This is a genomic window from Allobosea lupini (assembly GCF_900109525.1).
GTDB classification, from domain to species: domain Bacteria; phylum Pseudomonadota; class Alphaproteobacteria; order Rhizobiales; family Beijerinckiaceae; genus Allobosea; species Allobosea lupini.
On sequence record NZ_FOAN01000002.1, the window covers coordinates 637179 to 650826 of the forward strand.

Sequence of the window (13648 nt, forward strand, 5' to 3'; positions counted from 1 at the left end):
GACGTCATTCTCGGGCGAAGCGAAGCGCAGACCCGAGAATCTCGTGACGAGAAAGCGGTGGTTTGAGCCTCGTCCGGCCTGAGATGCTCGGGTCACGCCCGAGCATGACGCATGTTACGCGTGCCCGGCATCCTTGGACAGGAAAGCCGGGTCGATGCCGAGCTTGCCGAGCGCGCGGGCATATTTGGTGTCGAGCGCGTCATCGAAGAGCAGCGCCTGATCGGCGGCGCAATGCAGCCAGCCGTTGGACTGGATCTCGGATTCGAGCTGCCCCGCCCCCCAGCCGGCATAGCCGAGGGCCAGCACCGCATTCTCCGGCCCGGTCCCGACGGCGATGGCGCGCAAGATGTCGAGCGTCGCGGTCAGGCAAATGCCGTCGTCGATCGGCAGCGTCGCCGATTCGAGGAAGAAATCGGCGCTATGCAGGACGAAGCCGCGCTTGGTCTCGACCGGCCCGCCGCGCAGCACCTTCATCCTCTCAGCCTGGCTCGGCAGGAGGATCGCCTGGTCAGGCGGAATCACGTCGAGCTGGACGAGCAATTCCGGAAAGCGGGTGTCGGCGGCGGGCTTGTTGACGATGATGCCCATCGCACCGTCCTCGGAATGGGCGCAGAGATAGACGACGCTGCGGGCGAAGCGCTGGTCGCTCATGCCCGGCATGGCGATCAGGCACTGCCCGTCGAGATAGCTGCGGCCGCTGATGCGCTGGTTCGATCCGATATTCATTGCGCCATGCTAAGACATGTTCGGCTGGTGTGGGAACATTTTTGGCGCGCAGGCAAGCGGAGGATATTCAGGCTGATCCGGACGGCTCTGCGGGATGCCGGTCCGCCCCGCCGCAATGCTGGCGCAAAGCTGGCCATGCTTGGCTGCACTATCGATCCCGGATCACAGCGCCGGTATCGGCCTCGCAAAACGCGTCCGGATCGCCTAAATCAGACCACGTGAAAACGGTCACGCCCCTCTCCTTCCTCGCCGCGCTGACGCTCGGCGCTCCGGCTTCCGCCCAGGACGCCGCGGTTTCGCCGTGGTCGAAGGCCGCATACTCGTCGATGCGCCTGATCGCGGGCGCGACTGCGCCTTCGGGCAAGCAGCGCGTCGGCGTCGAGATCACGATGTCGCCAGGTTTCAAGACCTATTGGCGCAGCCCCGGCGATGCCGGCGTACCGCCGGTCTTCGACTGGAGCGGCTCGGAGAATGTCGGCGGGCTCGACGTGCGCTGGCCGACCCCGGAGCGCTTCGACGACGGCGCCGGCTCCGGCATCGGCTATGTCGGCGATGTGGTTGTGCCGGTCTCGGTCCAGCCGATCGATCCGACGCGGCCGGTCACCGTGGTGCTGAAGCTCGACTACGCGGTCTGCGACAAGATCTGCGTTCCCGCCAAGGGCGAGGCACGGCTTTGGCTGGAACCCGGCGTCACCTCGGTGACCTCGCCGCGGCTGGAGCAATTCGAGGCGCGGATTCCGCACGCGGTCAAGCTGGGCGCGGCCGATGACCGCCTGTCGATCCTGGAAGTCACGCATAGCGACGCCGCGGTGAAGCTGGTGCTGAAGGCCCCAGAGGGCGGCTCGGTCGACGATGTCTTCGTCGAAGGCGCCGGGATGTGGTCCTTCGGCCGGGCGATGCTGATGCCGCAGCCCGACGGCACGGTGGCCGCAAAGCTCAGAATTGTCGAGCGCCCCAAGGGCGCGACCGGCCCCACCCCCCTGATCATCACCGTGCGCGGAAAGCCCCAATCGGTCGAGACGCGGCTCGAACTCGACATCGGCAACGCGAAGCCGTAACCCTGCGCGCGGGCGGCACGCTGCCGCATGCAGGAGATACGGACATGGCGATCAAGGTCGGTGACAAGCTTCCGCAGGCGACGTTTCGCGTGATGACGGCCGACGGGCCGGCGGCCAAGACCACGGACGATCTGTTCAAGGGCCGCAAGGTCGTGCTCTTCGCGGTGCCGGGCGCCTTCACGCCGACCTGCCACAAGAACCATCTGCCCGGCTATGTGAACAAGGCGGCCGAGATCAAGGCCAAGGGCGTCGAGGAGATCTTCGTCACCGGCGTCAACGACGTCTTCGTGATGGACGCCTGGTCGAAGGCGACCGGCGGCGCCGGCGTGATCACCTTCCTCTCCGACGGCAATGCCGACTTCGCCAAGGAGATCGGCCTGTCGATGGACGGCTCGGGCTTCGGCCTCGGCACCCGCTCGCAGCGCTATTCGATGGTCGTCGAAGACGGCGTCGTGACCGCGCTCAACGTCGAGGACGCGCCGGGCAAGGCCGATGTCTCCGGCGCCGAAGCGATGCTGAACCAGCTCTGAGGCTCGGCGTCGGCCCCGTCGCTTTGCGCCCGCGCCGGCTTGGCGCGGGCTTTCGCTTTTCAGCACCAAATCCGATCGATCCGATCTGCGCTTGTCATGAGACAGCGCCCAAAGCCGCCGCTAGCCTCCCGGCACGATCGAGGAGACGCCACGCCATGTCAGAGATCAGCATCCGCCCACTCACGGCCGATGACCGCGCCGCCTGGGAGCCGCTCTGGCAGGGCTATCTCACCTTCTACAAGGCCTCGCTGACGCCGGAGACGACCGATACCACCTTCGCGCGCCTGACGGGCGGGCAGGAGCCCATGGGCGGCTTCATCGCCGAACGCGACGGCAAGGCGCTCGGCATCGTCAACTACGTGCTCCACCGCACGACCTGGAGCCAGAAGGAGATCTGCTATCTACAGGATCTCTTCACCAGCGAGGAGGCGCGCGGGCACGGCGTCGGCCGCAAGCTGATCGAGGCCGTCCGGCAGATGGCGGAAACGAAAGGCCTGTTCCGCGTCTACTGGCAGACGCATGAGAGCAACCTGCAGGCACAGGAACTCTACGACAAGGTCGCACAGAAATCCGGCTTCATCGTCTACCGCCAGCCGCTGGGCTGAGCTGGCACGCCCACATTCCTGCTGCCGAGATTGCATCGCCGCATTGGCGTCTGTGCATGAGCGCCGCGGCACGAAAGTGAATCCTGCCTATATGCCGATGACACAAACCCGGCGGTGATGGCCGCTCGGGCGTTGTCCTTTGGCAGAAAAGCCCCGCGCTTGCGGTGGTTCACAGGCGTCACGCGATGAAAAAGATCGGCTTCCTGTCCTTCGGACACTGGACTCCCTCGCCGCAATCCCAGACCCGCTCGGCGGGCGACACGCTGCTGCAGTCGATCGACCTTGCCGTCGCGGCCGAGGAGCTGGGCGCGGACGGCGCTTATTTCCGGGTGCATCATTTCGCCCGCCAGCTCGCCTCGCCCTTCCCGCTGCTGGCTGCGGTCGGCGCCAGGACCAAGCGCATCGAGATCGGCACCGCCGTCATCGACATGCGCTACGAGAACCCGCTCTACATGGCCGAGGATGCCGGGTCGGCCGACCTGATCTCCGGCGGGCGGCTGCAGCTCGGCATCAGCCGCGGCTCGCCCGAGCAGGTCATCGATGGCTGGCGCCATTTCGGCTACCAGCCGCCGGAGGGGCAGAGCGACGCCGACATGGCGCGCCATCATGCCGAGGTCTTCCTCGACGTGCTGCGCGGCGAGGGCTTCGCGCAACCCAATCCGCGCCCGATGTTCCCCAATCCGCCGGGTCTGCTGCGGCTGGAGCCCTATTCCGAGGGCTTACGCGAGCGCATCTGGTGGGGCGCCTCCTCCGACGCCACCGCGATCTGGGCGGCGAAAGCCGGCATGAACCTGCAGAGCTCGACGCTGAAAACCGACGAGAGCGGCGAGCCCTTCCACATCCAGCAGGCCAGGCAGATCCGCCTGTTCAGGCAGGCCTGGAAGGAGGCCGGCCACCAGCGCGAGCCGCGCGTCTCGGTCAGCCGCAGCATCTTCGCCCTGGTCGACGAGCGCGACCGCGCCTATTTCGGCCGCGGCAATCAAAGCGACGATTCGATCGGCTATATCGACGACAGCACCCGCGCGATCTTCGGGCGCAGCTATGCGGCCGAGCCGGACAAGCTGATCGAGGAGCTGAAGCGGGACGAGGCGATCGCCGAGGCCGACACGCTGCTATTGACGGTGCCGAACCAGCTCGGCGTCGACTACAACGCCCATGTCATCGAGGCGATCCTGAAGCATGTCGCACCGGGGCTGGGGTGGCGCTGAGGGCGCCGCTCACCGCCCCAGCTTGAACGGCGCCATGCCGGCGCGCGCCAGCGCGTCGGCGCGCTCGTTCATCTCGTCGCCGGCATGGCCCTTGACCCATTTCCACTCGATCTTGTGCTGCTTCAGCGCGGCGTCGAGGCGCTTCCAGAGCTCCTCGTTCTTGACCGGCTTCCTGTCGGCGGTCTTCCAGCCGTTCTTCTTCCAGCCATGGATCCAGCTAGTGATGCCCTGGCGCAGATACTGGCTGTCGGTGTGGAGCGCGACGGTGCAGGGCCGCGTCAGCGTCTCCAGCGCGGAGATCGCGCCCATCAGCTCCATGCGGTTGTTGGTGGTCAGCGCCTCGCCGCCGGAAAGCTCGCGCTCCTTGCCCTTGTAGGACAGGATCGCACCCCAGCCGCCGGGACCCGGATTGCCCGAGCAGGCGCCGTCAGTCCAAACCTCGACGGGGTCGGTCATCGGCGCAGCCCATATTCGCGCGCGTCGCTGACCCGTTGGTGGAAGGCGAGCTTGCGGTCGTATTCGAGCGGATCATGCGGCTTGACCAGCGCGCCGGGCGGCACGTTGAGCCAATCGACCAGCCGGGTCAGCAGGAAGCGCAAAGCCGAGCCGCGGCAGAGCGCCGGCAAGGCCGCGACCTCGGCTTCGCCGAGCGGGCGCACGCTTTCATAGCCGGCGAGCATCGCCTGGCCCTTGGTCAGGTTGAACGAGGAATCGGCCTCGAAGCACCAGGAATTCAGGCAGATGGCGAGGTCGTAGGCATAGGCGTCAGTACAGGCGAAATAGAAGTCGATGACGCCCGACAGCTTCTCGCCGATGAAGAAGACGTTATTCGGGAAGAGATCGGCATGGATGACGCCGCCGGGCAGGTGCTGCGGCCAGCGCGCCTCATGCACCGCGATCTCGGCCATGACCCGCTGCGCCAGCCCGGGCGAGACCTTGTCGGCGTCGGCTCCGGCCTGCTCGGCAAGCGGGCGCCAGCCCGGCACCGACAGCGCGTTGACGCGTGTCATCGCGAAGTCCGCGCCGGCCCGGTGCAGCAGAGCGAGCGCCCGTCCCACCTCGCCGCAATGGCCGGCGCCGGGGCGGCGCACCGAGAGCCCGTCGAGGAAGCTGACGATCGCCGCGGGGCGGCCGGAGAGCGTGCCGAGCGCCTGGCCCGAGGCGTCGAGCACCGGCACCGGGCAGTTGAGCCCGCGCCCGGCAAGGTGCTGCATCAGCTCGATGAAGAACGGCAGGTCGGCCGGGTTCACCCGCTTCTCGTAGAGGGTGAGGATGTAGAAGCCCCGCGTGGTGTGAACGAGGTAGTTCGAGTTCTCGACCCCCTCGGCGATGCCCTTGGCGGAGAGCAGGTCGCCGATGCCGTAGCGCGCCACGAAGGCGGCCATCTCGTCATCGGGCACTTCGGTGTAGACGGCCACGCTGGATACTCAGCTCACTCGGCTGCGGACGGGGCAGGCTCGCGCAATTCGCGCGGCAGCGGGAAGAAGACGCTCTCATCGGCAGTCGAGACGGTCTCGACCGTGACCTCGTAGCGCTCGGCGAAGGCGTCGATGATCTCCTCGACCAGAACCTCGGGCGCGCTGGCACCGGCAGTGATGCCGAGGCGGCGGATGCCGCCGAAGAGCGACCAGTCGATCTCGTTGGTGCGCAGCACGAGGCGCGAGACCGGGCAGCCGGCGCGCTCGGCGACCTCGCGCAGGCGCTGCGAGTTCGAGGAATTGGGCGAGCCGACCACGATCAGCCCGTCGACCAGCGGCGCGACGCGCTTGACCGCCTCCTGGCGGTTGGTGGTGGCGTAGCAGATGTCTTCCTTGTGCGGGGCGATCAGCGCAGGGAAACGCGCCTGCAGGCCCTGCACGATCTCGCGGGTGTCGTCGACCGAGAGCGTGGTCTGCGTGACATAGGCGAGCTCACGCCCTTCCGGCGGGGTCAGTCGCGCGACGTCATCGAGCGTCTCGATCAGCGTGATCGCGCCTTCCGGCAACTGCCCCATCGTGCCGATCACCTCGGGGTGGCCGGCATGGCCAACCAGGAGGATGTGCCGGCCGCGCTTGTGATGCACCTCGGCCTCGCGATGCACCTTGGTGACCAGCGGGCAGGTGGCATCGATGGCAAAGAACTGGCGCGCCTGCGCCTCCGCCGGCACCGATTTCGGCACGCCATGAGCCGAGAAGATCACCGGCCGGGTCGCATCGGGCACCTCGGAGAGCTCGGCGACGAAGACCGCACCCTTCCGCTTCAGCGACTCGACCACGTACTTGTTGTGCACGATCTCGTGGCGCACGAAGACCGGCGCGCCATGCAAAGCGAGCGCCTTCTCGACGGCGTCGATCGCCCTGACCACGCCGGCGCAGAAGCCGCGCGGGGCGCAGAGCAGGATGTCGAGCGGCGGCTTGGCGGTCACTGGGGCGCTGGTTCCGAAGGGATCGCGCCTTCTTTTCTGTCTGGCGCCGGCGATGTCAAGGAAGCGCGGCGACGCAGTGCCGTAGGCCATGCGCGGCAGCCCCTCGCAGGATGCAAGGATTGGCCTTACATTGCACGCGTCCGGCCACCTGCCTCCGCACGGGCCCCCTTCGCTTCAGCACGAGTTTCTTCATGGCCGATGCCGCCTCGCATGCCAGCTATCTGCCGTCGATCCTGACCTTCTGCGCAGGGGCGGTGGTGGCGGTGCCGCTGTTCCGGCGCTTCGGCCTGTCGGCGGTGCTGGGCTATCTCGCCGCCGGCGTCGTCATCGGCCCCTCGGCGCTCGCCGTGATCAAGGACCCGGATACGATCCGCAGCACCGCCGAGATCGGCGTCGTCTTGCTGCTCTTCCTGGTCGGGCTCGAATTGCAGCCGGAGCGGCTCTATTCGATGCGCAAGGACATCCTCGGCGCCGGCTTCGCGCAGATGCTGCTGAGCGCCGCGGTGATCGGCGCCGTCGCCTGGAAGCTGGGGCTCAGCCCCGCCGGTGCGCTGGCCGTCGGGCTGGCGCTCGCCCTCTCCGCCACCTCGATCGCGCTGCAACTGCTCGAGGAGCGCGGCGACGGGGCCGAACCCTATGGCCGGCGCTGCTTCTCCATCCTGCTGTTCCAGGACATCTCGATCGCGCCGATGCTGGCGCTGCTGCCGCTGCTGGCGACGACCGAGGCGGCCCATGGCGGCGGCTCCGCCAAGGCTCTGACGGGCCTCGGCCTTGCCCTGCTCGCCATCGCCGTCGTCGTGCTCGCCGGCCGCTATGCGCTGAACCCGTTCTTCCGGCTGCTGGCCAAGACCGGCGCCAAGGAGGTGATGACGGCCGCTGCCCTGCTGGTCGTGCTCGGGGCGGCGCTGCTGATGGAGCAGGTCGGCCTCTCGATGGCGATGGGTGCCTTCCTCGCCGGCGTGCTGCTGGCGGATTCGCATTTCCGGCACGAGCTGGAAGCCGATATCGAGCCGTTCCGCGGCGTGCTGCTCGGCCTGTTCTTCATGGCGGTCGGCATGTCGATCGACCTGAAGCTTGTCGCGGAGAACGCGCTGCTGCTGGCGCTGGCGGCGCCGCTGCTGGTGCTGTTCAAGATCGCGGCGGCGGCGGCGATCCTGCGGGCGTCCTGCTCCTCGACCACCGAGGCGATCCGCGCCGGCGCCCTGCTCTCGCCTGCCGGCGAGTTCGCCTTCGTGCTGCTGCCGCTCGCCGCCTCGCTCGGCCTGCTCAACGAGAAGCAGGGCGCGCTGGCGACAGCGATCGCGGCGCTGAGCATGCTGATCGGCCCGATCGCCGCCAAGCTGATCGACCTCTGGCTCGCCGCCCATGCACCGCCGCCCGAGGAGATCGAGGAGACCTTCGACGGGGTGACGCCCTCCGTGCTGGTGATCGGCTTCGGCCGCTTCGGCCAGGTGGTGACACAGGCGCTGCTGCTGCAGCATCTCGACGTCACCATCATCGATTCCGACATCGAGCGGATCCGCTCGGCCAACAAGTTCGGCTTCAAGATCTACTATGGCGACGGCACCAGGCTCGACGTGCTGCGCGCCGCCGGCGCCGGCAAGGCGAAGGTGATCTGCGTCTGCATCGACGATCGGCAGGCGGCGCTGCGCATCGTCGAGATGGCCAAGGCCGAGTTCCCGGCCGCGCGCATCCACGCCCGCGCCTATGACCGCGTCCACGCGATGGACCTGATGCGCGCAGACGTCGACTACCAGATGCGCGAGACCTTCGAATCGGCGCTCGGCTTCGGCCGCGTGACCCTGGAGGCGCTCGGCCTCAGCTACGAGGAAGCCGGCTTCGTGATCGAGCATGTGCGCGACCGCGACGCGCAGCGCATGGAGATCCAGTTCAGCGAGGGCATCGCCGCCGGGATCGACAAGGTGCCGCGCGTCACGCCCGAGCCGATCATCGCTCCGAAAAGCAAGTCGAAGCCGCTCACCAAGGAGACGCAGGACGTCATCGAGGATGGCGGGGCCGAGGTCGCGGTCGGTGGGGTCGGGGAGCCGGCCGAGTGAACGCACCGCAAAAGCCGCAACAGGCCGTCTTCGTCAGCGGCTCGACGCTGCGCCATGTCGCGGTGATGACCACGACCGCCTCGGTCGGCCTCATCGCGATCTTCGTCGTCGACTTCCTGTCGCTGCTCTATGTCTCGCGCCTCGGCCGACCCGAGGCGACGGCGGGCGTCGGCTACGCCACGATCGTGCTCTACCTGATGGTCTCCATCAATGTCGGGCTGATGATCGCAGTTGCCGCGCTGACGGCACGGGCGCTCGGCGCCGGCGACCGCGAGGGCGCACGCCGCATCGCCGGCTCGACGCTGACGGTGATGACCATCTGCGGGCTGGTCCTCAGCCTGGTCATGCTGCCGCTGCTGCCCTGGCTCCTGCCGAAGCTCGGCGCGCATGGCGAATCGCTGACCGTCGCCACCTCCTTCCTGTGGATCACGCTGCCGTCGAATGCGCTGATGGCGCTCGGCATGGGCCTGTCCGGCGTCCTGCGCGCCGTCGGCGACGCCAAGCGGGCGATGTATGTCACGCTCGCCGGCGGCATCGTCACGGCCGGGCTCGATCCGCTGCTGATCTTCGGCATGGGCCTCGGCCCGGACGGCGCCGCCTGGGCGACGGTATTCTCGCGCATCGTTTTCCTCGCCGTCGGCTTCCGAGGCGCGCTCAGCGTGCACAAGATGATCGCACGTCCGAGCTGGCCCGTTTTGCGCCGTGACGTCAGGCCGACCTTCGCGATCGCGACTCCGGCCATCCTGACCAATCTCGCCAATCCGATCGCCAATGCCTGCTTCTTCGCCATCATCGCCCGCTTCGGCGACCAGGCGATCGCTGCGACCGCGATCATCGACCGGCTGATACCCGTCGCCTTCGGCGTGCTGTTCGCCCTGTCGGGTGCGGTCGGGCCGATCCTTGCGCAGAACTGGGGCGCGCAGCGCTATGACCGGATGCGCCGGGCGCTGACCGATGCGGTCGGCTTCGCCGCGGCCTATGTCGCCGCAGCCGGCCTGCTGCTGGCACTGCTGCGCCACCAGATCGCCGCGCTGTTCGGCACCGGCGGCGAGACCGCCGAGCTGGTCGCCTTCTTCTGCCTGATCGCCGGGCCGATGTGGCTCTTCGTCGGCGCACTCTTCGTCGCCAACGCCGCCTTCAACAATCTCGGCATGCCGTTCTACTCGACGCTGTTCAGCTGGGGCCGGGCCACGCTCGGCACGGTGCCGCTCGCCTGGCTGGGCGCGCAGTATGCCGGGCCCAAGGGCGCTCTTGCCGGCGCAGCGCTGGGCGCCGTGCTGTTCGGCATCGCCGCGCTCGTCACCGCCTATCGCGGCATCAGCCGGCTCGAAGGCACGGCCCAGGCCGCCGCCAGGCCGTCGCTTGCCTGACGGCAGGCGGCTGCTATCGTTTCCCGGTGGATGAGCGGGCGGGTCCCGCTATAGCATCGGACCGACAAGTGGAATCCGCTTTTCGGAATAATCCGATGCGATCACAATGTGATAGATCATCGTGACCGCGTCCGGTCGGACGCGCGATGATCTCGGGAGCGCGCATGATGAACCTGTTCGAGATGATGCAGTCGGCCCAGAACGGCCAGGCCATGCAGAACCTGGCGCGGCAATACGGGCTTTCGATGCAGCAGACCCAGGCGGCGCTCGACGCTTTGCTACCCGCCTTCTCGATGGGGCTGCAGCGCCAGACCCAGAATCCCTACGCCTTCGGCAATCTCGCCCAGATGATGACGGCGACGCCCTTCGGCCAGATGTACGACAGCGATGGCGACGGCATTCCCGACCGGGCGCTGCCGCTCGGGCAGGACGTGATGAGCCAGATCTTCGGCTCGAAGGAGGTTGCCAATGCCGTCGCGGCGCAGGCAGCGGCGACAAGCGGCGTCGGCATGGCGATCCTCAAGCAGATGCTGCCGGTGATCGCCTCGATCCTGATGGGCGGGTTGTTCAAATCGGTGAACAACCAGGGTCTTGGCGGCATTCTCGGCCAGTTCGCCGAGATGATGCGCGGCCAGATGCCGGGCATGCAGCCCCCGGCGCCGCAGCCGAACGCGGCCAATCCCTGGGAGCAGATCCTCGGCGGGTTGTTCGGCGGGCAGCGACCCCAGGCCGGTCAGGCACAGGGCGGCGGCCCCTTCGGCGGCGGAATGCCCGGCATGCCGGCCGACATGGGCAACATCTTCGGCCAGATCCTCGGCGGCATGTTCGGTGGGCAGGGACAAGCGCAGGCCCCGCAGAGCAGCCCCCAGCCGGCGCCTAAATCGCGCCGTCCGGCGCCCGAACCCGAGCCGGAACAGGCTCCCCAATCAGCGGGCGAGGCCAGCCCGGGCTCGATCGGCCTCGATGCGCTCAACCAGATGTTCGAGCACGGCCGCCAGGTCCAGGCGAGCCAGCAGGACGCGCTGCGCTCGATCTTCGAGACCATGCTCGGCGGCGGCCAGCGCAAGGGCTGAAGAATAAGCGAGCGGCGGCTGTGAAGCCGCCGTCGATCAATTTCAGTGATGTCGGATATCGTCAGGCGCGCAGGCGCTCGTCGCGATCGTATGCCTGCGCGAACTCGGCGGGACCACCCGCCAGGGCATCTCCGTGCCCACCGGTGCGGAAACTGGCGACCAGCTCGTTGAGCCGTCTGATCTGACCGCTGAGCGAGCCGGCGGACGCTGCGCTCTGCTCGGCGAGTGCAGCATTGGCCTGGGTCATCTCGTCCATATGCGCGACGGTCTGGCTCATCTCGTCGATGCCATTGGCCTGCTCGGCCGCCGCTGCCGAGATGTCGGAAACCGTGGCCGCGACTTTCCTGGAAGCTTCCACGATCCGGCTCAGCGCCTCGCCGGCAGCCCGGACCAGCCCGACGCCCTGCTCAACCTCGACACCTGACTCACCTATCAGGCCCTTGATGTCCTTGGCGGCGTCGGCCGAACGCTGAGCCAACGTGCGCACCTCCGAGGCGACGACGGCGAAGCCCTTGCCGGCGTCTCCGGCCCGAGCCGCCTCGACCGCGGCGTTGAGCGCGAGCAGATTGGTCTGGAAGGCGATCTCGTCGATCACCGACGTAATGTCGGAGATCTTGCGCGAGGTCTGTTCGATCCGCGCCATCGCATCGACCGCCTGGCCGGCGACGGCCCCACCATTCGTAGCGACCTCCGTCGCCTCGTTGGCGAGCTGAGCGGCCTGGCGCGAAGCCTGCGCCGATGCCTTGACCGAAGCGGCGAGTTGTTCGGTGGTGGCGGCGGTCTGCTCGAGCGAGGAGGCCTGCTCCTCGGTGCGCTTCGAGAGATCGTCGGCGCCCGAATTGATCTCTCGCGCGGCGTTGCCGACATCGACCGAAGTCGCCTGGATCGTCGCGATCGTCTGCGCAAGATGACCGACGGCACTGTTGAAATCCTGCTTCAGCGCCGCATAGTCGGCCGCGACCTCGTCTTCTACGCGCGCGCTGAGATCCCCCTGCGAAAGTCTGGTCAGCCCCTCGGCCAGGGCGTTGACCACGACCGCCTGTTCCGCCGCCAGGCGTTGCTGCACGGCCGCGGCGTTGCCGCGTTCGGCCTCCGCCGCGAGACGCTGGCGCTCCACTGCGGTGCGGCTGGCCTCGGTCTCGCTCTCGAGGCGCTGGACCGCGAGGCCGTTCTCCCTGAACACCTGGACGGCGCGGGCCATCTCGCCGACCTCATCCTTGCGATCCTGGCCCTCCACCTCGGCGGCATAGTCGCCATTGGCGATCTGGCCCATGCGGAGCTTGAGCCGTTCCAGCGGGCGCGTGATGGCGGCGCTTGTCAGAAGCGCGCCGCCGATCAGGCCGAGCAAAACGCCGGCGATGCTGAGGCCGATCGCCACCATGGTGACGCGGCGCGCATCGGCCGCCAGTAGGTCCGAGGTCGCTTCCGTATCCTTCCTGATCTCGTCGTTGACCTTTGCCGCGGCGCCGGCGATCTCGCTGACCGTCCTGTCGAGCTGCGACATGATCGAGAGTGCCGGCAGGTCCTCGTCGCGAGCGGCCTGGGCGATGATCTGGTCGATGTCGGACTTGGTCGCCTGCAGGCGTCGGCTCAGTTCGTCGAAGCTCTCGGCCCGCTGCGGAAAACTGATCTTGGCCTCGACCAGCGCCTGCAGCGAGGCCGCATAGGCGGTCTTCACCTTCTCGATGCTGGTCGTGTTCTGCTTCATGAACTCGGGATAGGCGATCGCCTGATAGAGATTGCCGACGATCTCGGTCATGCCACTGGCGGCGCGGGCCGAATCGAGGATGGCGGCAGCACGCTGCGAAACCAGATCGCCATAGGTCTTTTCGATCTTGCCGAACTCGAAGGCGCCATAGACGGCTGAGCCGATGCCGATCGCGCCCATGACGACCATCGGGATAGCGATCTTGGTTCGGATTCTCAAGTCATGCAGGCGGAAGCGAAAGCGTCGCATAAAAAACCCCGGGGCAAGGGATCGGGGCGCCGTACTCGGCGCAATGCGGCGCAAAGATGATCGAACTTGCTGAATGAAGCGTTACGTGACGCGCAGGCCAGTTAACGATTGCAGCCGAGGCTGCCCCCTCCGGCATAAAAAAAGGGCGGCAGCCGCAGCCACCGCCCGCAGGGACGCGTCACGCCAAGGGGTCAGGCGTTGCACGCGATCTTGATCTCCTTCGCGCCCGGCCGCACGGCGGCCTGGATCACCACGGGCCGTCGAACCCCGGCCTCTCGCCGGCTCACGGCCGCCGACTGCTGCTGGCTGGAGCGATTCTGGAGCACGCTCGACGGATCGCTCAGCCAGGAGACTGCGAGTGCGCCGTCGATATCGGAGCGGACGAGGCCGATGTCCTTCAGCCCGCGCTCGTCGAGCTCGCTGAGGCGCATCACCTCTCGGCGGTGCAGGAACGCGCGCACCAGGTTTTTTGTGCCCGTGACCGAATGAGCGGCAGCACGCGCCGCGCCGCCGGAAACGGCAGACAAGGTCTTCGTGACGAAGGTCATGACCAGCATGACAGCCTCCTCGGGGTTGGACGTGGAAACTCGCCTCCCATCCGAGTCGGCTGACATCGGCGGGAGAATGCCCAAACGATAACTCCGCACTGGCCATCAGCCA

13 protein-coding genes are annotated in these 13648 nt (G+C 67.7%); 7 read left to right on the forward strand and 6 right to left on the reverse strand.

Annotated features, from left to right (window positions below):
• Positions 1-114: 114 nt before the first annotated feature.
• Entirely contained in the window at positions 115-726 is a 612-nt protein-coding gene (locus tag BMZ21_RS08575) for a YqgE/AlgH family protein (protein WP_091831845.1), read from the reverse strand.
• A 218-nt stretch (positions 727-944) separates the two neighbouring features.
• On the opposite strand from BMZ21_RS08575, the gene BMZ21_RS08580 reads away from it, so the two are divergent.
• From BMZ21_RS08580 to BMZ21_RS08595, 4 genes are all read left to right on the forward strand, one after another.
• Entirely contained in the window at positions 945-1784 is an 840-nt protein-coding gene (locus BMZ21_RS08580) for a protein-disulfide reductase DsbD domain-containing protein (protein ID WP_091831847.1), read from the forward strand.
• A 44-nt stretch (positions 1785-1828) separates the two neighbouring features.
• Positions 1829-2314, forward strand: coding sequence for a peroxiredoxin (locus BMZ21_RS08585; protein WP_091831849.1), 486 nt, complete (start codon positions 1829-1831; stop codon positions 2312-2314).
• A 155-nt stretch (positions 2315-2469) separates the two neighbouring features.
• Entirely contained in the window at positions 2470-2919 is a 450-nt protein-coding gene (locus BMZ21_RS08590; protein ID WP_091831851.1) for a GNAT family N-acetyltransferase, read from the forward strand.
• 185 nt (positions 2920-3104) lie between these two features.
• A complete protein-coding gene (locus BMZ21_RS08595; RefSeq protein WP_091831853.1) occupies positions 3105-4127 on the forward strand; it encodes an LLM class flavin-dependent oxidoreductase in 1023 nt (340 codons plus the stop codon).
• 9 nt (positions 4128-4136) lie between these two features.
• Here the strand turns inward: BMZ21_RS08595 and rnhA are convergent, their stop codons facing one another.
• Genes rnhA through ispH form a run of 3 tightly spaced genes read right to left on the reverse strand, consistent with a single transcriptional unit; the run spans position 4137 to position 6531 of the window.
• A complete protein-coding gene (gene rnhA / locus BMZ21_RS08600) occupies positions 4137-4583 on the reverse strand; it encodes a ribonuclease HI (RefSeq protein ID WP_091831855.1) in 447 nt (148 codons plus the stop codon).
• The gene (locus BMZ21_RS08605; protein WP_091831857.1) at positions 4580-5545 is read right to left on the reverse strand and encodes a homoserine kinase; all 966 of its coding nucleotides are present in this window, start codon (positions 5543-5545) and stop codon (positions 4580-4582) included. Before BMZ21_RS08605 ends, rnhA begins: the two co-directional genes overlap by 4 nt.
• 14 nt (positions 5546-5559) lie before the next feature.
• Complete coding sequence (gene ispH, locus BMZ21_RS08610) at positions 5560-6531, reverse strand: 4-hydroxy-3-methylbut-2-enyl diphosphate reductase (RefSeq protein WP_244543752.1); 972 nt, start codon at positions 6529-6531, stop codon at positions 5560-5562.
• Positions 6532-6722: 191 nt separating this feature from the next.
• On the opposite strand from ispH, the gene BMZ21_RS08615 reads away from it, so the two are divergent.
• The 3 genes from BMZ21_RS08615 (at position 6723) to BMZ21_RS08625 (ending at position 11031) form a co-directional block, all read left to right on the forward strand.
• Positions 6723-8588 (forward strand): monovalent cation:proton antiporter-2 (CPA2) family protein, encoded by a 1866-nt coding sequence (locus BMZ21_RS08615; protein WP_091831861.1) that lies wholly within the window; start codon positions 6723-6725, stop codon positions 8586-8588.
• On the forward strand, positions 8585-9958 hold the full coding sequence (locus BMZ21_RS08620; protein WP_244543753.1) for an MATE family efflux transporter: 1374 nt from the start codon (positions 8585-8587) through the stop codon (positions 9956-9958). The genes BMZ21_RS08615 and BMZ21_RS08620 overlap by 4 nt, the downstream gene beginning before the upstream one ends.
• A gap of 164 nt (positions 9959-10122) precedes the next feature.
• Entirely contained in the window at positions 10123-11031 is a 909-nt protein-coding gene (locus BMZ21_RS08625; RefSeq protein WP_208862237.1) for a DUF937 domain-containing protein, read from the forward strand.
• A 61-nt stretch (positions 11032-11092) separates the two neighbouring features.
• Here BMZ21_RS08625 and BMZ21_RS08630 read toward each other — a convergent pair whose 3' ends face one another.
• Positions 11093-12928, reverse strand: a complete 1836-nt coding sequence (locus tag BMZ21_RS08630) for a methyl-accepting chemotaxis protein (protein WP_167561572.1) — start codon at positions 12926-12928, stop codon at positions 11093-11095.
• A 251-nt stretch (positions 12929-13179) separates the two neighbouring features.
• Complete coding sequence (locus BMZ21_RS08635) at positions 13180-13545, reverse strand: DUF1127 domain-containing protein (protein WP_167561573.1); 366 nt, start codon at positions 13543-13545, stop codon at positions 13180-13182.
• Positions 13546-13648: the final 103 nt, after the last annotated feature.